At 71.3% G+C, this 21,809-nt stretch carries 21 protein-coding genes and 1 tRNA gene; 12 read left to right on the forward strand and 10 right to left on the reverse strand.

All coding sequences use genetic code 11. From position 1 onward, the window contains the following. Nucleotides 1-4: 4 nt before the first annotated feature. Nucleotides 5-490, reverse strand: a complete 486-nt coding sequence (locus IE239_RS13695; protein WP_190149557.1) for an LAVTG motif-containing sortase-dependent surface protein — start codon at nucleotides 488-490, stop codon at nucleotides 5-7. A gap of 495 nt (nucleotides 491-985) precedes the next feature. Here IE239_RS13695 and IE239_RS13700 point away from each other — a divergent pair, with 495 nt between their 5' ends. Genes IE239_RS13700 through IE239_RS13710 form a run of 3 tightly spaced genes read left to right on the forward strand, consistent with a single transcriptional unit; the run spans nucleotide 986 to nucleotide 3,225 of the window. Further along, complete coding sequence (locus IE239_RS13700; protein WP_190149558.1) at nucleotides 986-2,461, forward strand: tyrosine-protein kinase domain-containing protein; 1,476 nt, start codon at nucleotides 986-988, stop codon at nucleotides 2,459-2,461. Continuing rightward, a complete protein-coding gene (locus IE239_RS13705; protein ID WP_190149559.1) occupies nucleotides 2,458-3,015 on the forward strand; it encodes an arsenate reductase/protein-tyrosine-phosphatase family protein in 558 nt (185 codons plus the stop codon). Before IE239_RS13700 ends, IE239_RS13705 begins: the two co-directional genes overlap by 4 nt. A gap of 27 nt (nucleotides 3,016-3,042) precedes the next feature. Beyond that, complete coding sequence (locus tag IE239_RS13710) at nucleotides 3,043-3,225, forward strand: hypothetical protein (protein WP_190149560.1); 183 nt, start codon at nucleotides 3,043-3,045, stop codon at nucleotides 3,223-3,225. A gap of 124 nt (nucleotides 3,226-3,349) precedes the next feature. Here IE239_RS13710 and IE239_RS13715 read toward each other — a convergent pair whose 3' ends face one another. From IE239_RS13715 to IE239_RS13740, 6 genes are all read right to left on the reverse strand, one after another. Continuing rightward, a complete protein-coding gene (locus IE239_RS13715; protein WP_190149561.1) occupies nucleotides 3,350-3,817 on the reverse strand; it encodes a large conductance mechanosensitive channel protein MscL in 468 nt (155 codons plus the stop codon). Between the two features lie 108 nt (nucleotides 3,818-3,925). Further along, nucleotides 3,926-4,570: an RcpC/CpaB family pilus assembly protein gene (locus tag IE239_RS13720; protein ID WP_190149562.1), complete on the reverse strand. Its 645-nt coding sequence runs from the start codon at nucleotides 4,568-4,570 to the stop codon at nucleotides 3,926-3,928. Nucleotides 4,571-4,968: 398 nt separating this feature from the next. Continuing rightward, nucleotides 4,969-5,814 (reverse strand): S-methyl-5'-thioadenosine phosphorylase, encoded by an 846-nt coding sequence (locus IE239_RS13725; protein ID WP_190149563.1) that lies wholly within the window; start codon nucleotides 5,812-5,814, stop codon nucleotides 4,969-4,971. Nucleotides 5,815-5,994: 180 nt separating this feature from the next. Continuing rightward, nucleotides 5,995-6,327, reverse strand: a complete 333-nt coding sequence (locus IE239_RS13730) for an FmdB family zinc ribbon protein (RefSeq protein WP_190149564.1) — start codon at nucleotides 6,325-6,327, stop codon at nucleotides 5,995-5,997. A gap of 67 nt (nucleotides 6,328-6,394) precedes the next feature. Next, nucleotides 6,395-7,687, reverse strand: a complete 1,293-nt coding sequence (locus tag IE239_RS13735; protein ID WP_190149565.1) for an MFS transporter — start codon at nucleotides 7,685-7,687, stop codon at nucleotides 6,395-6,397. 268 nt (nucleotides 7,688-7,955) lie between these two features. Beyond that, on the reverse strand, nucleotides 7,956-9,518 hold the full coding sequence (locus IE239_RS13740) for a potassium/proton antiporter (RefSeq protein WP_373308096.1): 1,563 nt from the start codon (nucleotides 9,516-9,518) through the stop codon (nucleotides 7,956-7,958). Between the two features lie 218 nt (nucleotides 9,519-9,736). Here IE239_RS13740 and IE239_RS13745 point away from each other — a divergent pair, with 218 nt between their 5' ends. Continuing rightward, on the forward strand, nucleotides 9,737-12,544 hold the full coding sequence (locus tag IE239_RS13745; protein WP_190149566.1) for a penicillin acylase family protein: 2,808 nt from the start codon (nucleotides 9,737-9,739) through the stop codon (nucleotides 12,542-12,544). Nucleotides 12,545-12,617: 73 nt separating this feature from the next. Here the strand turns inward: IE239_RS13745 and IE239_RS13750 are convergent, their stop codons facing one another. Continuing rightward, nucleotides 12,618-13,244, reverse strand: a complete 627-nt coding sequence (locus IE239_RS13750) for a 5-formyltetrahydrofolate cyclo-ligase (protein ID WP_190149567.1) — start codon at nucleotides 13,242-13,244, stop codon at nucleotides 12,618-12,620. 115 nt (nucleotides 13,245-13,359) lie between these two features. Here IE239_RS13750 and galU point away from each other — a divergent pair, with 115 nt between their 5' ends. The 7 genes from galU to IE239_RS13785 all read left to right on the forward strand — a co-directional run bounded on the left by galU (nucleotide 13,360) and on the right by IE239_RS13785 (nucleotide 19,255). Continuing rightward, nucleotides 13,360-14,271: a UTP--glucose-1-phosphate uridylyltransferase GalU gene (galU, locus tag IE239_RS13755; RefSeq protein ID WP_190149568.1), complete on the forward strand. Its 912-nt coding sequence runs from the start codon at nucleotides 13,360-13,362 to the stop codon at nucleotides 14,269-14,271. Next, entirely contained in the window at nucleotides 14,268-15,593 is a 1,326-nt protein-coding gene (glp, locus tag IE239_RS13760; RefSeq protein ID WP_190149569.1) for a molybdotransferase-like divisome protein Glp, read from the forward strand. Before galU ends, glp begins: the two co-directional genes overlap by 4 nt. Before the next feature lie 84 nt (nucleotides 15,594-15,677). Continuing rightward, complete coding sequence (gene moaC, locus IE239_RS13765; protein WP_190149570.1) at nucleotides 15,678-16,190, forward strand: cyclic pyranopterin monophosphate synthase MoaC; 513 nt, start codon at nucleotides 15,678-15,680, stop codon at nucleotides 16,188-16,190. Beyond that, on the forward strand, nucleotides 16,187-16,723 hold the full coding sequence (locus tag IE239_RS13770; protein WP_190149571.1) for a MogA/MoaB family molybdenum cofactor biosynthesis protein: 537 nt from the start codon (nucleotides 16,187-16,189) through the stop codon (nucleotides 16,721-16,723). The genes moaC and IE239_RS13770 overlap by 4 nt, the downstream gene beginning before the upstream one ends. Further along, nucleotides 16,720-17,424, forward strand: a complete 705-nt coding sequence (locus IE239_RS13775; RefSeq protein ID WP_190149727.1) for a GNAT family N-acetyltransferase — start codon at nucleotides 16,720-16,722, stop codon at nucleotides 17,422-17,424. Before IE239_RS13770 ends, IE239_RS13775 begins: the two co-directional genes overlap by 4 nt. 196 nt (nucleotides 17,425-17,620) lie before the next feature. Then, the gene (sepX, locus tag IE239_RS13780) at nucleotides 17,621-19,099 is read left to right on the forward strand and encodes a divisome protein SepX/GlpR (protein ID WP_190149572.1); all 1,479 of its coding nucleotides are present in this window, start codon (nucleotides 17,621-17,623) and stop codon (nucleotides 19,097-19,099) included. A gap of 82 nt (nucleotides 19,100-19,181) precedes the next feature. Then, nucleotides 19,182-19,255: transfer RNA gene (locus IE239_RS13785), tRNA-Ala, on the forward strand. Between the two features lie 260 nt (nucleotides 19,256-19,515). Here the strand turns inward: IE239_RS13785 and IE239_RS13790 are convergent. Both IE239_RS13790 and IE239_RS13795 read right to left on the reverse strand, forming a co-directional pair. Then, nucleotides 19,516-20,076, reverse strand: a complete 561-nt coding sequence (locus IE239_RS13790; protein ID WP_190149573.1) for a DinB family protein — start codon at nucleotides 20,074-20,076, stop codon at nucleotides 19,516-19,518. Nucleotides 20,077-20,291: 215 nt separating this feature from the next. Further along, nucleotides 20,292-20,774, reverse strand: coding sequence for a GNAT family N-acetyltransferase (locus IE239_RS13795; RefSeq protein ID WP_190149574.1), 483 nt, complete (start codon nucleotides 20,772-20,774; stop codon nucleotides 20,292-20,294). Between the two features lie 213 nt (nucleotides 20,775-20,987). Between IE239_RS13795 and IE239_RS13800 the strand changes: the two genes are divergently transcribed. Beyond that, complete coding sequence (locus IE239_RS13800; protein ID WP_190149575.1) at nucleotides 20,988-21,800, forward strand: exodeoxyribonuclease III; 813 nt, start codon at nucleotides 20,988-20,990, stop codon at nucleotides 21,798-21,800. Nucleotides 21,801-21,809 lie beyond the last annotated feature (9 nt).

Below are 21,809 nucleotides of genomic sequence, written 5' to 3' on the forward strand. Positions count from 1 at the left end.
TCCGTCAGGAACTGCGACGACGGCGAACGGTCAGCATCGTGCCACCGCCCGCCACGAGAAGGGCGGTCGCGGCTCCGCCGATCACCAGGGACTTGTCACTGCCCGTCGCCGCGAGATTCCTATCGCTCCGGTCCGCCTGTGGGCCGTGCGCCGGCTCGGCGGCTGCGGCGAGTTCGAGGGAAGCGTTGGTCGCTACGCCGGGTCCGTTGTGCCCGCCGTGTCCCGGCCCCTCGTGGTGTCCGGGATTGCCGGGGTGGTGGGGCGGCCTCGGGGGCTGACTGGGCGTCAGTCCGCCCTGCACGAAGATGTTGACGCCGATGCTCGGGTGAGGGCGACGTGAGGTGAGCCGGAAGAGGTGCCAGCCGGTGACGGTGTTCGCCGGGATGGTCACTGTCCCGGCAGCCGATCCGTCGGCCAGGGCTCGGAAGTGGCCGAGAACGACCGGGGTTGATTCCATCAGCGCCGTGACGTCGGCCCTCGGGGTGAACATGCCGGGGAGGGTGCTGAAGGTCAACGAGCCTCCGGCTGTCACCAGGGTGGTGCTGACCGACAGCGGTGGGGGCGGCGGCGGGTATGGCTGCGCCGAGGCGGCCTGGGCCCCGATCAACGGGGCTCCGATGAGAATGGCAGTCGATGCCGCTGATGCCAGTGCGGCTCGCCACCTGCGCGATGCTGTCATCTTCCTCAGTCTCCTCGACTTGGGTCCTGGCCTGGGCCTGCGGCGACCATGGCGTGGCATATGGGCACCAAGATCTGGATATATGGAATTAGTCGCATATCGCGACATTTCATGACGCATCGGCGCGGAAGTCGCTGGAATGGGTGAGGCTCTGCTAGCGCGCTGTGTATCGCAAGAGTCGTTCGAGGGGGTGGTGAGGGGGTGGCTCCCCCGCTCGGGGCGTCCGAGTCCTTATGGTCGACTGCGTCCATAGGGAACGGAAAGCCCCAATTCGGGTAGTTCTCTCAGTCCTGTGAGGGGTACAGCTTGGATCTCCAAGGATTCCTGAAGGCTCTTGCCAGACGCTGGCCGACGGTCGTGGTCTGCCTGGTTCTCGCGGTCGGGGCGGCGCTCGCCGTGACGAGCCTGAGCACCCCTGTGTTCGAGGCACGGACGCAGCTCTTCGTCGCCACCCGCACCGGCGATGACACCGTCGATCTGAATCAGGGGCAGACCTTCTCGCAGGCGCGTGTGCAGTCGTACGCCGAGATCGTGAGGACCCGTCAGGTCACCGCTCCCGTGGTGAAACAGCTGCGGCTGCGCACGACCCCGGAGGAGCTGGCATCCCGGATCACCGCCGTCGTCCCGCTCAAGACCGTTCTCATCGACATCACCGTCCGGGACACCGCCCCGCAGCGGGCGGCGCGCATCGCCAATGCCGTGGCAAAACGGTTCAGTTCGGTTATCGAGCAGTTGGAGACCCCCAAGAGCTCGGTCCGCTCGCCTCGGTCCGAGAAGGGCGCCAAGGGCGACGGCGCGGCACCGGTGTCCCCCGTCTCCCTCGGCGTCACCCAGGAGGCCATCGCCCCCACCGGGCCCGCGACGCCCCGCCCGTTGCTGAACCTCGCCGCGGGTGTGCTCGGCGGGCTGCTGCTCGCCGCCGGCCTGGTAGCCCTGCGCGAGACGCTCGACACCACGTTCAAGTCGAGCGAGGCGGTGGGCGAGTTCATCTCCCTGCCCGGCCTGGGCACCATTCCGTACGACAGGAACGCCCCACGGCAGCCGCTCGTCAGTGCCGACGGGCACTCCACGCGCGCCGAGGCGTTCCGCAAGCTGCGCACCAACCTGCAGTTCTCGCAGGTCGACGATCCGCCGCGGATCATCGTGGTGACGAGTTCGGTGCCCGGTGAGGGCAAGACGAACACCGCGATCAACCTCGCGCTCTCACTCGCCGAGGGCGGCGTCTCCACCTGCCTCGTGGACGGCGACCTGCGCCGCCCGTGCGTGGCCCCGACCTTCGGCCTCGTCCAGGACGCCGGCCTCACCACGGTGCTGATCGGCCAGGCCCGTCTCGAAGACGTGATGCAGGAGGTCGCCGGCGGACTCTCGGTGCTTGCCAGCGGCGCTGTTCCGCCCAACCCCGCGGAACTGCTCGGCTCGGCGCGCATGGAAGAAGTGCTGCGCGAACTTGCGGACATGTACCAGGTCGTCGTCGTCGACACCGCGCCGCTGCTGCCGGTCGCCGACACCGTGGGACTCGCCTCCCTCGCGCAGGGCGCGCTGTTGGTCGTACGGGCCGCGAAGACCAGCCGGGATCAGGTGCGCACCGCCGCGGAGGCACTGGAGCGCGTGGGCGTGCGCGTGCTCGGCACGGTGTTCAGCATGGCTCCGGTTTCCAAGGGCGGCCGCTATGGCGGTTATGGCGCCTACGGGCAGCACGGCGAGCTGCCCGCTCCCCGCATGTCGGCCCTTCTGGAAGGGAGGGGCGCTTCCGCGCTGACGAATCCCACGGACGGGAAATGACTCGGATCCTTTTCGTCTGTACCGGAAACGTGCACCGCTCGGTGCTCGCCGAGCGCCTGCTGGCGGCGAGGCTGCCGCCTGGCGCGGTCCTGCGGCCGGAGAGCGCCGGCACCGAGGCGTGGCATCGCTCCCGTATGGAGGGCACCACCCAGGCGGTCCTGGAGGAGCTCGGCGGCGACGCCTTCGGATTCGCCTCTCGCCCGCTCACCGCGCAGCTCGTGGAAGGCGCCGCGCTGGTTCTCGGGCTCGCGCGGGAGCACCGGGAGGCAGCGGTCCGCCTCGCGCCGTCCGCGATGCGGCGCTGTTTCACCCTGAAGGAGTTCGTGCGCCTCGCGGCCGGAGAGGGTGCGGGGAGCGGGGGTGAACTCGGCGCCGTGGTGCAGGCCGCGGCAACCCGCCGCGGCGCCGCGGCCCCCGTCCCGCCGGCCGAGGACGACATCCCGGACCCCTGGGGCAGGCCGCGCGACGAGCTGTACGAGTGTGCCCTGGAGATCGACAGGGCGGTGAGCGGGCTGGTCGACCTGTGGGGCGGCACTCGTCGTCGTGCTTGGTGATCGCGGGCGTGAGCGTAGCCTGGACGCATGAGCACCCCCTCCGCCCCCGAGCCGCGTGACCCGAAGGCCGCGCTGATCTTCGATGACCCGCTGGACCGGCAGTCCTCGGACGACACCGACCGCGGGTGGGGCGAGCGGCCGGCGGTCGGCGGCGACAGCGCCGCCGACCTGAAGCGCTTCCTCGACGAGAAGCCGCCCCACCACATCTGAACCCGGGCCGGAATCCGAACCCGCACCCGGGCCGGGAGCGGGATCCGGACGCGTACCTGGGCCGCGACCGGGACCCGCAGGTGAACCCGGATCCGAACCCGGTGGGCCGGACGGGACCATGGCGCTACCGGCGGCTGCCGCCCGGGCCCCGCTGGGCGACCAGCTCGTCGCGGATCTCCTTGAGCACCTCCAACTCGGTCACGTCCATGACCTCCCGCGTGCCTTCCTTGGCCTTCCTGCGCGCTTCCACCACGGCCAGGTACTTCGACATGGGCAGCACCATCAGGAAGTACACGACGGCCGCCGTGATCACGAAGGTGAGGGTCGCGCCGAGGACGGAGCCCCACAGGATCCGCACGCCGGTCGCGCTGTCGCCCGTACTGCCGCACGGGCCCTTGATGCAGGAGTAGTAGCTGTCCAGGTTCTTGGTGCCGATCGTGCCGATGACCGGGTTGATGATCCCCTTCACCACCGAGTTGACGATGTTCGTGAAGGCCGCGCCGATCACCACCGCGACTGCCAGATCGACGACGTTCCCACGCATCAGGAAGGCCTTGAAGCCCTGCAGAACGCTTGCCTTCTTTTCGCTCACCTCGGGGACACTCCTCACATGAACAGGTTGTGGAACAAGCAGCTCCGCAACCTACGTCAAGGCCGGGCGGGTGTGTCCAGTGCGGTCGCTCCGACGAGCGGACCGACCTCACCACAGGGTCACCGCCAGCCGGCCCGTCGCGCTCGCGCCCGCAAGGCGCGCCGCGGTCGACCGGGGCACCGACAGGACGACCAGGGCGCCGTTCTCCCCCAGGGCGCCGGAGGCCAGGGCGGAGGCGGAGGCCGAGGCGTCCAACGGCTCGGGCACCTTCGTCACGAGCGCCCCGCGCGCGACGACGCGGGCCTCGTCGCCTCTGCCGCCGCTCGTCCCGCCCGTCGCGGCCTGCTCGACCGCGATGACGTCGACCCGGTCACCGGGGCGCAGCAGCCGGACGGTGGCCGCGTCGGCGATGCGCACCGGAGCCGTCACCTTCTCGGCGGTACGGGAGGCGGGCGCGGGAGTGTGCGTGGACGATCGCGCGCGGGAGGGGGAGCCTCCGCGCACGTCACCGTCCGGGTGTCCACGGGCGGGATCGTCGCGGGCACTCGCGGCCACGAGCGCGGCGGCGGTGACGGCGAGTCCGAACGCGAGGGCGCGCCTTCGGCTCCGGACCAGCCGGCCGATCCGATACCGGCCGTGGCCCACGCGCACCGGGTCGAAGACAGGGACCTCGCACGTCGCGGGCGTCTCCGCACCGGGCGGGCACGGCGCGGACGGGAGGACGAGCGGAGGGGAGGGAGGAAGAGCGGACACGGGACCACCACCTGCGAGGACGGACGGGCTTTGAAGGACTTGGACGGGCTTGGAAGGGCCTGGACGGGCTTGCACAGCCACGATGAGCCCTCACGCCGTCGTCCGTCGGAGCCGGTGGACCACCCGTGGTTTGTGGATAACTCCGCCGCCCGAACGAGGAGTTCCGCCACTCGCACGCCGACCGGCCCCGCTCACCCCGCCCGCCTGACCCCGCCCGCCCAGTCCAACTTCACGACGCCGTCCGCTCACCGCCCCACCCCGCTCCGCGCCGTCGACCGCTTTCGCCCCGCCGCCGTCCGCCACGTCCCATCGCCGCTTCACCAGCCCCCGGCCCCGAAAGCCGACCCGCCGAGGCAGCCCGAACCCCTGACCCTGGGCCCCCTCGACGCCCCGACCGGCTAAGGCAGCTCGAACCCCGGGTTCAGTCCGCCCAGGGCGTTCGTGCACAAGCAGTCCCGCTCGGTGTTCGCGGGGAGTGCGGCGAGCGTGTCGAACAGCACCTCCCGGAGGCGGTCCACCTTGGCCGCGAACACCCTCATCACCTCCTCGTGCGACACGCCCTCACCGCTCTCGGCACCCGCGTCCAGATCGGTGACGAGGTTCAACGACGTGTAGCAGAGCTCCAGTTCCCGGGCGAGCGCGGCCTCCGGATGCCCCGTCATCCCCACCGCCGACCAGCCCTGAGCCTGGTGCCACAACGATTCGGCACGGGTCGAGAACCTCGGTCCCTCGATCACGACCAGCGTCCCGCCGTCCACCGGCTCCCACTGCCGGCCGCGTGCCGCCTTCAGCGCCGCCGCGCGTCCGGCGGGGCAGTACGGGTCGGCCAGCGACACGTGCACCACCTGGGGCACGGTGCCGTCGGGCAGAGGCAGTCCGTCGAAGTACGTCCCGGGCCGCGACTTCGTACGGTCGACGAGCTGGTCGGGCACGATCAGGGTGCCGGGCCCGTACTCGGGGCGCAGACCGCCCACCGCGCACGGGCCGAGGACCTGGCGCACGCCGAGGGACCGCAACGCCCACATGTTGGCCCGGTAGTTGATCCGGTGCGGCGGCAGATGGTGTCCGCGTCCGTGCCGGGGGAGGAAGGCGACCCGCCGGCCGGCGGTCTCGCCGAGGAAGAGGGAGTCGCTGGGCGGTCCGTAGGGGGTGTCGACCTGGATCTCGGTCACGTCGTCGAGGAACGAGTAGAGACCGGATCCGCCGATCACGCCGATCTCCGCGTTCGCTGCCTTGTTCGCCATGTCCGGCACCCTAGGCCAGCCCGGCACCGTGGAGGAATGCCGAGTGCCCTGCGGCAGGGCACTCGGGAGCCCGGCCGCGCGAGGCCCGGGACGCGGCCGCAGCGATGCCCGGGACTCAGCCGTCGGGCATGCCGCAGGACCCCGCCGTCGGACGACGACAGGGTCCCGTGGGCAGGGTCCTTATGCGGCGGAGCTGCTGCCGGCCGAGGTGCCGGTGCTCGACGACTTCGAGTCGGACGAAGACGACGAGGGCGACGAGGACGACGACGTGGTCGAACTCGGCTTCGCATCGGTGGCCGACGGCTTCGACGACGCCGGCGAGCTGCTCGACGAGGAGCCGCGGCTGTCGTTGCGGTAGAAGCCGGAGCCCTTGAAGACGATGCCGACGGCGGAGAACACCTTCTTGAGGCGGCCACCGCAGTTCGGGCACTCGGTCAGAGCGTCGTCGGTGAACTTCTGCACCGCCTCGAGGCCCTCGCCGCACTCGGTGCACTGGTACTGGTAGGTCGGCACTGTCTTCCTCCTGGCACTCTCACTCAGTGAGTGCTAACGACGGTCTATCTTGACGCATTCCCGGGGATCAGTCCACTGTCACCGGCTCGCGGTGACCGACGCCACGTGCGACGGTATGCGCGCGCGGCCGCGTCGCCAGCCGCGAACGCAGCGCCAGCAGGACCGCCAGGGCCGGCACGGTGCCGCCCATCGGCACCAGGAAACCGGCGCCGTCCCCGACGCTGTCCTCCAGCCGGCCGGCGACGGTGACGGCGGCCGCCTGCCCGAGCGCCACCGCGCCCGTCAGCCAGGTGAACGCCTCGGTGCGGGCCCCGGCCGGGACCAGACCCTCGACCAGCGTGTAACCGGTGATCAGCGCGGGCGCGATGCACACGCCGACCAGCAGGCCGAGGCCCGCCAGGACGGGCACGGAGTGTGCGGCCCACAGGCCGGAGGCGACGAGCGCGAGGGCCGCGTAGGCCACGGTCATGCGCCGCTGCGGGGCGGCCTTCCAGGCGATCGCGCCGCAGACCAGGCCGGAGAGCATGTTGCCCGCGGCGAACGTGCCGTACAGGACGCCGTTCAGGCCGGGCTCGCCGATCGACTCGGAGAACGCGGCCAGCGAGACCTGCATGCCGCCGAAGACGGAGCCGATGCCGAGGAAGGTCGCGATCAGCACGCGCACACCGGGGACGCGCAGAGCCGAGGCGTGTTCCACGTGCTTGTGCCCCGCGGGGGCGACCTGGGGCTGGGTGCTCTTCTGCGCGGCGAACAGCAGACCGCCGAGCAGGGTCAGCGCGGCCTCGGCGATCAGGCCGGCGGCGGGGTTCACGGCGGTGCACAGGGCGGTCGCCAGCAGCGGGCCGAAGACGAAGGTGAGCTCGTCCGTGACGGACTCGAAGGCCGCCGCGGTGGTCATCAGGGGCGAGCCCTTCAGCTTCACGCCCCACCGGGCCCGCACCATGGGCCCGATCTGCGGCACCGAGGCGCCCGTGGGCACGGCGGCCGCGAACAGCGCCCACAGGGGCGCGTGGGCGAGGGCCAGGACCGTGAGGGCGATCCCCGACGCGGTGTGCACGAGCACGCCGGGGATCAGTACCGCCCGCTGCCCGTAGCGGTCGGCGAGCCGCCCGCTGGAGGGCGCGCACAGGGCCATGGAGACGCCGGTGACGGCCGCGGCGGCGCCGGCGGCCCCGTACGAGCCGGTGGTGTGCTGCACGAGCAGCACGATGGAGAGGGTGAGCATCGCGAACGGCTGACGGGCGGCGAAGCCGGGCAGCAGGAACGTCCAGGCGCCGCGGGTGCGCAGCAGCTGCCCGTATCCCGGGCGGGAGGAGGCCGACGAGTCCTTCGACGGCTCGGTGGTGACCGTGGATGCCACGGCCCGTGCCTTTCTGCCGCCTGGTAGCGCGCCCGTGCGGGGGGCGCCGAGAGCTGTCCTCTTGCGCGTGCTGCGGTAGATGCCGGAGTCCGCTCCAGGAGGTGTCCGGCCGCCATACGGTCGCGCCAGCTCTGCGTCAGGCAGAGTTGGTTCGATCAAAGTGCCCCTTCACCTTACAGGGATCAGGGTGTGCAAGGCCTGTGAAAAGGAGCACCGCACGCCCGGCTGCCTGTGAATGAAGGGGGTGTGAACGGTATGAAACGCGCACTCAACGCACGTCGCCACCCGTGCCCAGCCATCCGGCGAGTTTGCCGCCGTGCCCGACGGCCCGCAGGCGCTTCTCCGCGGCGTCGCGGACCGGGTCGGTGGCCACGACGAGGAGTTCGTCGCCGCGCCGCAGGACGGTCGACGGCAGCGGGACGAACGAGGCTCCGTCCCGCACGACGAGGGTGACGGCGGACCCGGCCGGCAGCCGCAGTTCGTTGACCTCGACGCCGTGCATCTTCGACTCCTCCGGGATCGCGACGGACAGCAGGTGCCCGCGCAGCCGCTCCAGAGGCGCCGACTCGACGCCGAGGTCGGCGGCCTCCGGATCCCCGCCCAGACGCAGCGTGCGCGCCAGCCAGGGCAGCGTCGGCCCCTGGACCAGGGTGTAGACGACGACCAGGACGAAGACGATGTTGAAGATCCGGCGGCTCCCGTCGACGCCGTTCACCATGGGGATCGTCGCCAGGATGATGGGCACGGCGCCGCGCAGGCCGGCCCAGGACATCAGGGTCTGCTCCTGCCAGGGCACCCGGAAGGGCGTCAGGCACAGGAAGACGCTGACCGGGCGGGCCACCATGGTGAGCACCAGGCCGATGACGAGCGCGGGCAGCACGTCGTCGCCCAGCTCGTGCGGGGTGACCAGCAGGCCGAGCAGGACGAACATGCCGATCTGGGCGATCCAGCCGAGGCCGTCGGCGAACCCGCGCGTGGCGGGCCAGTGCGGCAGTTTGGCGTTGCCCATGACCATCGAGGCGAGGTAGACGCCCAGGAAGCCGCTGCCGTGCGCCAGGGAGCCCGCCGCGTAGGCGGTGATGGCGATGGCCATGACGGCGATCGGGTAGAGGCCGGAGGCGGGCAGGGCGACGTGCCTGAGGCCCCAGGAGCCCAGCCAGCCGACCGCCAGGCCGATGGCGGCGCCGATGGCCAGCTCCAGCGCTATCTCGCCCAGCAGCAGGTACCAGTGGTCGACCGGGCCGGCCGTGGAGAAGGCGACGACCAGGATGACCACCGGGGCGTCGTTGAAGCCGGACTCGGCCTCCAGGGTGCCCGTCACGCGCGAGGGCAGGGGGATCTTGCGCAGCACGGAGAAGACCGCCGCCGCGTCCGTCGAGGACACCACCGCGCCGATGATCAGCGCCTGCCGCCACTCCAGACCCGTCACGAAGTGCGCGGCCGAGGCGGTGACGCCGACGCTGACCGCCACTCCGGCCAGTGCCAGCGCCGTGGCCGAAGGCAGGGCCGGTTCGATCTCCTTCCACTTCGTGCCGAGGCCGCCCTCGGCGAGGATCACGACCAGGGCGGCGTAGCCGATGACCTGCGTCAGTTCGGCGTTGTCGAAGTGGACGTCGCCGATGCCGTCCTGGCCCATGGCGATGCCGATGCCCAGGTAGACGAGCAGGCTGGGCAGCCCGCTGCGCGAGGAGATCCGGACCGCCGCGACGGCGATGAGCAGGACGAGCGAGCAGACGAGCAGGAGCTGGTTGAGGTGGTGGACAGTCAGCGGCGGTTCCCTTTCACCGGCGCGCGCGCGTGGCGCGCGGGCGCACATGTGCATCGGATACATCGGACACGAAGCGGTGTGCGCCCCGGTCCAACTACTTCATTACCTTACCTAACTCTTGACGATTTCTTGACGCTCGGCGAGCGCGAGACCGAACACCCTTCCGCGCGCGTACCCGACTCCGCGTCAAGTCGTGCGAACCCCTGCGCCTATGGTTGCTCCAGCGCTCATTCAAAAGGACAGCCCGCCGTGCCGCTCGCGTTAGGACAGCAAGGACAGCGATGCCCCCCAACACCACCGCCACATCGGGTGACAAGCCCGTCAAGTCCGGCAGGAAGAAGGGGCGCAAAGCCCGTTTGATCGTGCTTGTGCTGGTGCTGGCCATCATCGGTGGCGTGGCCTACGGGGCCTACTGGTCCATCAGCACGGTCCGCGCGTCCTTCCCGCAGACCAAGGGTTCGCTCACGCTCGAGGGCCTGTCCGGGCCCGTCGACGTGAAACGGGACGGCTACGGCGTCCCGCAGATCTACGCCGACACCGACGAGGACCTGTTCATGGCGCAGGGCTTCGTCCAGGCGCAGGACCGGTTCTACGAGATGGACGTGCGCCGGCACCTGACGTCCGGACGGCTGTCGGAGATGTTCGGCAAGAGCCAGGTCGACAACGACGAGTTCCTGCGCACCCTGGGCTGGGACCGCGTCGCCCGGCAGGAGTACGACACGGTCCTGTCGCCCGACACCAAGAAGTACCTCCAGGCCTACGCCAAAGGCGTCAACGCGTACCTGAAGGGCAAGGACGGCGCGGACATCTCCCTGGAGTACGCGGCCCTGGGCTTCACCAACGACTACAAGCCCGCCGAGTGGACCCCGGTCGACTCGGTGTCGTGGCTGAAGGCGATGGCCTGGGACCTGCGCGGCAACATGCAGGACGAGATCGACCGCGCCCTGATGACCAGCCGGCTGGGCCCGCAGCAGATCGCCGACCTGTACCCGCAGTATCCGTACAGCCGCAACCAGCCGATCGTCCAGGACGGCCGGTACGACGAGGCGACCAAGACCTTCGGGGGCGGCGACGGGGAGGGCTCGGGCAGCGGCTCGGGCGACTCGTCCGGCAGTGGCAGTGGCAGTGGCAGTGGCACGGGTACGGGCAGTGGCACGGGCGGGGGCAGCGGCTCGGGCTCGGCTGCGCAGAGCCAGCTCTCGGGCCTCTACCGCGTCCTGGACGACCTGCCCACGGCCGTCGGAGTGAACGGCAACGGCATCGGATCCAACTCCTGGGTCGTCGCCGGGACGCACACGATCACCAAGAAGCCGCTGCTGGCCAACGACCCGCACCTGTCGGCCTCGCTGCCGTCCGTCTGGTACCAGATGGGCCTGCACTGCCGCAGCGTCTCCAGCAAGTGCGCGTACGACGTCTCCGGCTACACCTTCGCGGGCATGCCCGGTGTGATCATCGGCCACAACGCGGACATCGCCTGGGGCATGACGAACTCCGGCGCCGACGTCACCGACCTCTACCTGGAGAAGCTCTCCGGCGCCGACGGCTACCAGTACGACAACAAGGTCAAGCCGTTCGTCAGGCGCGACGAGACCATCAAGGTGGCCGGCGGCTCCGCGAAGAAGATCGTCGTCCGGCAGACCCAGGACGGGATGCCGCTGCTGTCCGACCGCGACGACGAACTCGTCAAGGTCGGCAAGAAGGCCACCGTCGACACCGCGGCGCCCGACCGCGGCGACGGTTACGCCGTCGCGCTGAAGTGGACCGCGCTGCAGCCCGGCACCTCCATGGACGCCGTCTTCCTCCTGGACAAGGCGAAGGACTGGGAGGGCTTCCGCAAGGCGGCCGAGAAGTTCGACGTGCCCTCGCAGAACCTGGTCTACGCCGACACCGCGGGCCACATCGGCTACCAGCTGCCCGGCAAGATCCCCACGCGCGCGAAGGGCATGGACGGCTCCGTCCCGACACCCGGCTGGAAGTCGGGGTACCGGTGGACCGGCTACATCGACTTCAAGGAACTGCCCAACGAGTTCGACCCCCCGCGCGGGTACATCGTCACCGCCAACCAGGCCGTGGTCGACAAGGACAAGTACCCGTACACCCTCACCACGGACTGGGGCTACGGCACGCGGAGCCAGCGGATCACCGACCTGATCAAGAGCAAGATCAAGGGCGGCGGCAAGATCTCCACCGACGACATGCGGCAGATGCAGCTGGACGACGCCAGCGAGATCGCGAAGCAGCTCGTGCCCCTGCTGAAGAAGATCAACCTTCAGGACCAGGACGTCCGGGACGCGCAGAAGCTGCTGGAGAACTGGGACTTCACCCAGGACGCCGACTCGGCCGCGGCCGCCTACTTCAACGCGGTCTGGCGCAACGTCCTCAAGCTGGCCTTCGGCAACAAGCTGCCCAAGGAGCTGCGCGTCGAGGACCAGTGCCTGTGGGTCGACCCGGTCAACACCACGGGCCCGGTCGACGACACCAAGAAGGTCCGCGAGTGCGGCCAGCGCGACGCCGACCAGGCGCAGCCGGACGGCGGCGACCGCTGGTTCGAGGTCGTGAACCGGCTCCTCGACAAGAAGAACAGCGAGTGGTGGACGACGCCCGCCACGGGCACCCGCCCGGGCGCCGACCACGACCGGGACAAGCTGTTCGAGCGGGCCATGATCGACGCCCGCTGGGAGCTGACCGCCAAGCTCGGCAAGGACATCGACACGTGGAGCTGGGGACGGCTGCACCGTCTGTTCCTGAAGAACCAGACCCTGGGCACCAGCGGCCCCGGCTTCCTGCAGTACATCCTCAACCGCGGCCCGTGGAAGCTCAGCGGCGGTGAGGCCTCGGTCAACGCGACCGGCTGGAACGCGGCCGGCGGCTACGGGGTGGTGTGGGTGCCTTCGATGCGCATGGTGGTCAACCTCGCCGACCTGGACAAGTCGAAGTGGATCAACCTCAGCGGCGCCTCGGGGCACGCCTTCAGCGCCCACTACACCGATCAGACGGGCACGTGGGCCGACGGCGAGCTGCTCGACTGGTCCTTCTCCGAGAAAGCGGTCGAGAACGGCGCCACGGACACGCTGGTCCTCAAGCCCTGAGCGGGCGAACGGCGAAGGGGCCCTCCACACGCGCGGACGCTGTCGGTGCGCGCGTGTGGAGGGCCCTTCCACGTCAGGGCCGGGCCGCGGTGAAGCGGCGGACCGCCGACGGCGTCACGGCGGCCTGCACCGGCCGGTCGTGCGCCTCGTCCGGGACGTGCTCGACGACCTCGGCGTCGTACAGGAGCACCAGCAGGAAGGGGGTGGCCCCGCGGGCGGCCAGCCGGGTCAGCACACGGTCGTACGACCCGCCTCCGCGGCCGAGCCGCACACCGCGCGCGTCGACCGCGAGACCGGGCAGCAGCACGACGTCGGCGCCGGCCACGGCGTCCGGTCCGAGGCGCTCGCCGGCGGGCTCCAAGAGGGTTGTCTTCCCGCCGTGTTGGACCGGTGCGAGAGAGCCCTCGCCGGCGTACGCGCCCCAGTCCAGGTCGTTGTCGGGCAGCAGGGCGGGAAGCAGCACGCGCACGCCCCGGGCGACCAGCGCGTCCAGCAGCGCAGGGGTGCCGGGCTCGGCGCCCACCGAGACGTACGCCGCCACCGTGCGCGCCCGCGCCAGCTCGGGCAGCTCCAGGGCGCGCTCGGCCAGCGCGAGGGCGGCGGAACGCAGGTCATCCGTCGTCAACCTGTTCCTCGCGTCGAGGAGTCCTCGGCGCAACATCCGTTTGTCAGGCTCTGGTCCACCTTCGAGGTGACTCATACTTCGCTCCCGCACCAGTCGTACATTGCTCTCACACAGCTTTTGTAAGTTCATATGATCATGAATTGGCCAGATCCACAGATTCGCCTCAAAGTCAGCGGATAAGGTGACCGGCATGACTCAGTCGCACCCCAGGATCAGCAAGGCTGTCATCCCCGCGGCCGGCCTCGGCACCCGGTTCCTGCCGGCGACCAAGGCCACTCCCAAGGAGATGCTGCCGGTCGTGGACAAGCCCGCTATCCAGTACGTGGTCGAGGAGGCCGTCTCCGCCGGCCTCGACGACGTCCTCATGGTCACCGGCCGCAACAAGCGGCCCCTGGAGGACCACTTCGACCGCAACTACGAACTCGAGTCGGCCCTGCAGAAGAAGGGCGACGCCGCTCGCCTCGCCAAGGTCCAGCAGTCCAGTGACCTCGCCACCATGCACTACGTGCGCCAGGGCGACCCCAGGGGCCTCGGCCACGCCGTCCTGTGCGCCGCCCCGCACGTCGGGCAGGAGCCCTTCGCCGTCCTCCTCGGCGACGACCTGATCGACCCCCGTGACCCGCTGCTCCAGCGCATGATCGAGGTCCAGGAGCAGCACGGCGGCAGCGTCGTGGCGCTCATGGAGGTCGGCCCCGAGCAGATCCACCTCTACGGCTGCGCGGCCGTGGACACCACCGTGGACAGCGACGTCGTCAAGGTGACCGGCCTCGTGGAGAAGCCGGACCCGGCTGACGCCCCGTCGAACTACGCGATCATCGGCCGCTATGTGCTCGACCCGAGCGTGTTCGCCGTCCTGCGCGAGACCGAGCCCGGCCGCGGCGGCGAGATCCAGCTCACCGACGCCCTCCAGCAGCTCGCGCAGGACGAGAAGGTCGGCGGCCCCGTCCACGGCGTCGTCTTCAAGGGCCGCCGCTATGACACCGGCGACCGGGGCGACTACCTGCGTGCCATTGTCAGACTCGCGTGCGAACGTGAAGATCTGGGTCCGGACTTCCGGTCCTGGCTCCGTAGTTACGTCACCGAGGAGATGCAGCCACTTTGAGCACCGCCGCGCCCCGTCCCGCCGCCGAGGACCGCCTCTGGTCGGTGGACGAGCACCTGGAGGACATCCTCGCCACCGTCCGCCCACTGGAGCCCATCGAGCTGCAGCTGCCCGATGCCCAGGGCTGCGTCCTCGTCGAGGACGTCACGGTTCCGGTCTCTCTGCCGCCCTTCGACAACAGCTCCATGGACGGCTACGCGGTGCGGGTCGCGGACGTCGCCGGCGCGAGCGAGGAGTTCCCGGCCGCTCTGGAGGTCGTCGGCGACGTCGCGGCGGGACAGGCGGCCGACCGGCTCCACGTCGGGCCGGGCCAGGCCGCCCGCATCATGACCGGCGCCCCGCTGCCGCCCGGCGCCGAGGCCGTCGTCCCCGTGGAGTGGACCGACGGAGGGCTCGGAGAGGGCCCGGTCAGCCAGATGCGCGCCCGCAGCCTCGCCCCCGAGCAGGCATCCGGGCACGTGCGCGTGTACCGGCCCGCCGACGCACGCGCGCACGTGCGCGCCCAGGGCAGCGACGTGAAGGCGGGCGACCGCGCCCTCGACGCCGGAACCGTCCTCGGACCGCCCCAGATCGCCCTGCTCGCGGCGATCGGCCGCGCCTCCGTGCGGGTGCGCCCGCGCCCGCGTGTGGTCGTGATGTCCACCGGCAGCGAACTCGTCCAGCCCGGCGAAAAGCTGGGCAGCGGCCAGATCTACGACTCCAACAGCTTCGCCCTCACGGCCGCCGCCCGGGACGCCGGCGCCATCGCCTACCGGGTGGGCGCGGTCGCCGACGACGCCGACACGCTGCGCTCCACGATCGAGGACCAGCTCGTGCGCGCCGACCTCGTCGTCACCACCGGCGGGGTGAGCGTCGGGGCCTACGACGTCGTCAAGGAGGCGCTGGAGCACGTCGGCGACGAGGACGAGGCGGGCGGCGGCGTCGAGTTCCGCAAGCTCGCCATGCAGCCGGGCAAGCCCCAGGGCTTCGGTTCCGTGGGCCCCGACCACACCCCCCTGCTGGCCCTGCCCGGCAACCCGGTGTCGTCGTACGTGTCCTTCGAGCTGTTCGTCCGCCCCGCCATCCGCACCCTCATGGGACTCCCGGACGTCCACCGGCCCACCACGCGCGCGAAGTTGACCGCCGACAAGGCGCTGACCTCGCCGAAGGGCCGCAGACAGTTCCTGCGCGCGGTGCACACCGGGGGCTCCGTGCGCCCGGTCGGCGGCGCCGGCTCCCACCTGGTCGCGGCCCTCGCGCACGCCGACTCGCTGATTGTCGTCCCCGAGGACGTGGAGTCCGTCGAGCCCGGCGTCGAGGTCGAGGTCGTCCTGCTCGGCTGAGCGCTCCTGGTTGGGGGTACCGTGTCGCGCACAACAGGCCCGTGCGCCGCACCGCGCCGGGCCCGGACCGGGAGCGCCACCAGCATGACTGTGCATTCCCGGGGGGAAACCCCCGGACCCCCTGAGAAGGACCGACTGACGCACATCGACGACGCGGGCGCAGCGCGCATGGTCGACGTGTCCGGCAAGGACGTCACCGCACGCACCGCGCGGGCCGGCGGGCGGGTCCTCGTCTCGCCCCGGGTCGTCGAGCTGCTGCGCGGCGAAGGGGTGCCCAAGGGTGACGCGCTGGCCACCGCGCGCATCGCGGGCATCATGGGCGCCAAGCGCACCCCGGACCTCATCCCGCTGTGCCACCCTCTCGCCGTCTCCGGTGTGAAACTGGAACTGTCGGTCGCGGACGACGCCGTGGAGATCACCGCCACGGTGAAGACGACGGACCGCACGGGCGTCGAGATGGAGGCCCTCACCGCGGTCTCCGTCGCCGCGCTCACCGTGATCGACATGGTGAAGGCCGTCGACAAGGAAGCGGTGATCACGGACGTGCGCGTGGAGGAGAAGACGGGCGGCAAGTCGGGTGACTGGAGACGGTCATGACACTCGACGCGTCCCTCGGCGCCGCCCTCCTCGCTCCCTACGGCGCGCTGGTCGTGACCGCCTCCAACCGGGCCGCCGCCGGGGTCTACGAGGACCGGGGCGGCCCCCTGGTCGCCGAGGGCCTGCGCGGCTTCGGCTTCGCCGTCGACGGCCCGTGGGCGGTTCCCGACGGGGAGCCGGTGGAGGCCGCCCTGCGGGCCGCCGTCGAGGCCGGGTACGACGTCGTCGTCACCACCGGCGGCACCGGGATCTCGCCCACCGACCGCACACCCGAGGCGACCCGCGCGCTCATCGACCGGGAGGTGCCGGGCATCGCCGAGGCCATCAGGGCGTACGGCCGGGAGAAGGTGCCCACCGCGGCCCTCTCGCGGGGGCTGGCCGGAGTGGCGGGCGGCACCCTGATCGTCAACCTGCCCGGCTCCACCGGCGGGGTGAAGGACGGTCTGGCCGTCCTGGAACCGCTGCTGATCCACGCCGTCGACCAGATCCGCGGCGGCGACCATCCGGGACCGAGCCAGGGAGGTGCGAGCTGAACAGCCCATCCTGGCCCGTCGAGCTGCGGGACGGCGACATCGTCCTGCGGCCGATAAAGCTGCGCGACCAGCGGGCCTGGCGCGAGGTCAACCGGCGCAACCGGGACTGGCTGCGCCCCTGGGAGGCCACCATCCCGCCGCCCGCGCCCAGCGGGCCGATCGCGCACCGGCCGACGTACCGCCAGATGGTCCGGCACCTGCGGACCGAGGCGAACGCCGGGCGGATGCTGCCCTTCGTCATCGAGTACCAGGGGCGGCTCGTCGGGCAGTTGACGGTCGCCGGGATCACCTGGGGGTCCATGTGCTCGGGGCATGTCGGCTACTGGGTGGACGAGTCGGTCGCCGGGCGCGGGGTGATGCCGACGGCCGTGGCCCTGGTCGTGGACCACTGTTTCCGCACCGTCGGACTGCACCGCATCGAGGTCTGCATTCGACCCGAGAACGGCCCCAGCCGCCGGGTCGTGGAGAAACTCGGATTCCGCGAGGAAGGGCTGCGTCCGCGCTATCTCCACATCGACGGCGCCTGGCGCGATCACCTCGTGTTCGCCCTCACGTCGGAGGAGGTTCCGGAGGGCCTGCTGAGCCGCTGGCGGCGCTCGCGCTCCCGGACAGCGCCCGGCGAGTTCCGGGCCACCGACCGGAGCGCGCCCATGAACACGCCGGGCAATGCCGCGGGGAATCACCGGGATCCCGGGAATTGAATAAGTGTTCGATTTGTTCGATTGAATAAATGTTCGACAGTGATCGAGTGGTGACTGTCCGGGGCGTGGAATTCGCACCTCTGGCGGCCCGCTGATCGCATCGATCACAAAAAAAGTTCGAAATATCAGCCGGATCGTGCGACACACCGGCTCAATTGGCGGATGGCCTCACGTAAACCCCTCTACGGTGTGAGGCGTGAGCAGCAGCGGCCTCATCTACGCAGTCATCGTCGGGGCCTGGGCCGCCTACTTGGTGCCCATGTGGCTCCGTAGGCAGGACGAGCTGAACGAGGCTCGTCCCACGGAACGCTTCAGCACCGCCATCCGGCTGCTGTCCGGACGGGCGGGAATGGAGCGCCGGTACGCCAAGGACCTGCGGGCGCGCTCCGCCGAGGGGGAGCCCGGCGCCGACGCTCCGGACGCCGTCACCGAATCGGTGGACGTCCGGGGCTTCGTCATGCCGCCGACCCGGCCCCAGGCGAAGGCGCCGGTGCACGAGCGAGGTCACGAACGCGGGCACGAACGCGGATCGGGACGTCCCGAGGGGGCGCGCGAGGCGGTGCGTGAACCGGGATCCGACTCCGGGCGCGAACCGCGCGAACAGGGCGCCGGGCCGGCCCGCGACCACGCCGCCGCGCAGTCCGCGGCCGCGGCCTCCGGATCCGCTCCGACCCCGTCGGTGTCGGCGTCGGCGTCGGCCCACGCCCTTGCGGCCGCTTCCGCCGGGTCGCACGCTCCCGCGAGTTCCGCAGCCTCCGCGTCCGCGCGCGAGGGCGGCGCGGCCCCGGCGGGTCGACGTGTGCCGGTCGCACGGCACCCCTCCTCCGCACGGCCGTCGGCGCGGCGCACGTCCTCCGCGCAGGCGTCCGCCGCGCGCGCCCAGCGCTCGAAGGCGCTCGCACGCCGTCGGCGCACCACGGTGATGCTCTTCCTCGCCTTCACGCTCGGCGCGATCGTCGCGGCGGTCGGCGGCCTCGCCTTCCTCTGGGCGCCCGGCGTGCCCGCCGTCCTGCTCAGTGCGTACATCGCCTATCTGCGCGCCCAGGAGCACCGCCGTTTTGCGTACCAGATGGACCGCAGGCGCGCCGAGGTCGCCGCGCAGCGGCTGCGCGAGCGCCAGCGGCCCCGGCGGGCCCCGTCCCCGTCCCCGGCCCCGGCGAGCACGTCGTCCCTCGACACCGGCTCCGACGCCGGCGCAGAGGAGCCGCACGAGGACGCCGAACCGGAGACCGACCCGGGCCTGCTGGCGCTGGCCGCGGACCGCAGGGCGCTCGTCGAGCAGACCGACCACGCGGAGTGGGTCGACCAGCAGCGCGAGCGGCAGCGCCGCCCCGGGCACGGCGAGAGCTGGGACCCGGTCCCGGTCCCGCTGCCCACCTACGTGACCGCACCGGTCGCCCCGCGCGCCACGTCCGACGTGGATCTCGCGGCGCCCGACGCCTGGAGTTCGGCCCGGTCGAGCTCCGTCGCGCCGGACCAGGAGGCGGCCGACGCAGGGGACGACCCGGCCGGGGAACCGGAATCTGCGGACCGCGCGGAGGACAGGTCCGAGGAGGGCGGCGAGCGCAGCGACGCACGGCGCGCGGCCTCGGCCCGGCGCTCGCGCGAACGCGGCCGCACCCCGCTGTTCGACCAGTACGAGGACGGCGAGCGACCCCTGGCCGCCAACGAATGAGGCCTCCCCGCGCCCCTGCCCGGCCTCGGGGAACGGATTTCCAAGCAGGCCGATGGGGGTGCTAGAGTTTCACTCGTTGCAAGGGCCTGTGGCGCAGTCTGGTAGCGCACCTCGTTCGCATCGAGGGGGTCTGGGGTTCAAATCCCCACAGGTCCACTGCACGACTGTTCTTGAGTTGACTCGGGAGCGGTTGACGAGATCCCGCCGATCTTCATGATCGGCGGGATCTTCGTCGTTTCCGGAGTCTGTTCCAAGGTGTTCGGGTCGATGGACGTCAGTGGTCTACGGCTTTGACGGTGCCGCCGTCCGGTCAGGCCCTGTTGCGTGAATGACGGTTGGCCCCGGGGCGCCGGCACCGGCGTTGGTGCGATTCGGGTGACCGAGGCCCGACGGGTGCGCGTGCGCCATCGGCGGGCTCACTGGCCGACCCTTCCGTCGACGCGCTCGCGCAGGAGGTCGGCGTGGCCGCAGTGGCGGGCGTACTCCTCGATCCGGTGCACCATCAGCTCCCGGACGGCGATCCTCTCGTCGCCCACCCGCTCGCTCAGATCGGGGTGCTCGGCCAGTGCGGCGTCGGTCGCGGACTGCTCGCGCTCCAGGTCCGAGAACGCGGCGTCCACCAGGGCCTGCTCCGCGAGCGCCCCGTGAAAGTCCGCGTCCTTCTCGCCGTACAGCCTCGGCAGCGGATCGCCGTCGGTGATCCAGTTGCGCCAGTCCCGCTCCACCTCGGCGAGGTGCCGGACCAGGCCGAGCAACGACATCGTCGACGGCGGCACCGACCGGCGGGCCAACTGCTCGGCGTCCAGGCCCTCGCACTTCATCCGCAACGTCAGGCGATAGCCCGTCAGGAAGTCCCGCAGCGTCGCCGACTCCCCCTCCGGACCCGGCCCTTGCGTGTCGCGGGGGTCGTCGTCCGGGTCGACCCACATGTCGGGGAAGGTGGTTGCCGTGCTCCATCGCGCGGGGCGGTCATCCATGCGTCGCATACTCGTCCTTGACGGTCCGTGCCCGCCACCGGGTTTTCCCCGCGCCGCGGGCGCCGTGTCCGCGGCCCGGCGTGAGGCGCGGGGCCGCTGCCGTCGTGGTGAGGGAGGCGGTCAGGACTCTGAGCGTCACATGACACACCTCCGCCGCCCTGCCCACCCTCGGCCGGTTCACCCGCACTGCTCGGTCCTCGCGGTGCCGGCCTACCTCAGGAGCTGAGGGGCTTTGCGAAGCAGCGGCTCGACTCGTACGCGCGGTAGTAGCCGAACTTCGTGCACGGCTCGTAGCCGCTGGAGGTGTACAGGGCGATGGCCTCCGGCTGCTCGGTGCCGGTCTCCAGCACCATCCGGACGCGGCCGGCGCCGCGTGCGTCCTCCTCCAGCGCGGCGAGCATCCGCCGCGCCAGACCGCGCCCGCGCATGTCCCGGACCACGAACATCCTCTTCAGCTCGGCGTCGCCGTCCTGGTTGCCCTCGCCGTTCTCGTCCTGGCTGCGCCAGCCGCCGGTGGCCACCGGGCGGTCGGTCTCGTCGTAGGCGACGAGGTAGACGCCGCGGGGCGGCCGGAAGTCGGCGGGCGCGAGGACGGTCGCGTCGCCGCCGTCGCCGTAGCGCTCGTGGTACTCGGCCTGGACCTCGTCGTTGAGCTTGACCGCGTCGGGGTGGTCGAAGGGGACCGGACGTATTTTCACGCCCCACACAGTACGTGCCCGCCGCATGCAGTACGCGCGCGTCCCGCGGTACATGCCGCACGGCCTGCGGCTCGTGGCCTGCGGCATGTGGCCCGCGGCCTGCGGCCCGCGTCCGGCCGGTGGGCTCGGGCCGGTATCGTGCCGGGGTGCTGACCGTGACCTCGGACGAGGGGTCCTTCCTGCCGGGTCGCCTGTGAGGTCTAGGAGAGTGTTGTGCTGACGGTGACCTCCGTGAACGTCAATGGACTGCGTGCCGCCGCGAAGAAGGGCTTCGTGGAGTGGCTCGCGGACACCTCCGCCGATGTGCTGTGCCTCCAGGAGGTGCGGGCCGAGCCGGAGCAGCTGCCGGAGACGGTCCGGGCCCCCGAGGGCTGGCACGTCACGCACGCGCCGGCCGCCGCGAAGGGCCGGGCGGGCGTCTCCCTCTACACCCGCCGTGAGCCCGACGCCGTCCGCGTCGGCTTCGGCTCGTCCGAGTTCGACGGCAGCGGCCGCTACGTGGAGGCCGACCTGCCGGGTGTGACGGTCGCCTCTCTCTACCTGCCCTCCGGCGAGGTCGGCACCGAACGGCAGGACGAGAAGGTCCGCTTCATGGACCAGTTCCTCGCCCACCTCAAGGAGCTGCGCGAACGCGCCGCCGCCGACGGCCGCGAGGTCCTGGTCTGCGGCGACTGGAACATCGCCCACCGGCAGGCCGACCTGAAGAACTGGCGCGCCAACCAGAAGAGCTCCGGCTTCCTGCCCGAGGAGCGGGAGTGGCTGAGCAGGGTCCTCGCCCCGGCGGACGGCGGCTACGTGGACGTCGTGCGGGAGCTGCACCCGGACCTGGAGGGCCCGTACACCTGGTGGTCGTACCGGGGGCGGGCGTTCGACAACGACTCGGGCTGGAGGATCGACTACCACGTCTCGACGCCCGGCCTCGCGGGCAAGGCCGTCAAGGGGCTGGTGGAGCGGGCGGCCACGCACGCCGAGCGCTGGTCGGACCACGCCCCGGTGACCGTCGTCTACGACCTCGCGGGTCAGTGAATCCAGCCG

The sequence above is a fragment of the Streptomyces humidus genome, from assembly GCF_014649655.1.
GTDB lineage: Bacteria > Actinomycetota > Actinomycetes > Streptomycetales > Streptomycetaceae > Streptomyces > Streptomyces humidus.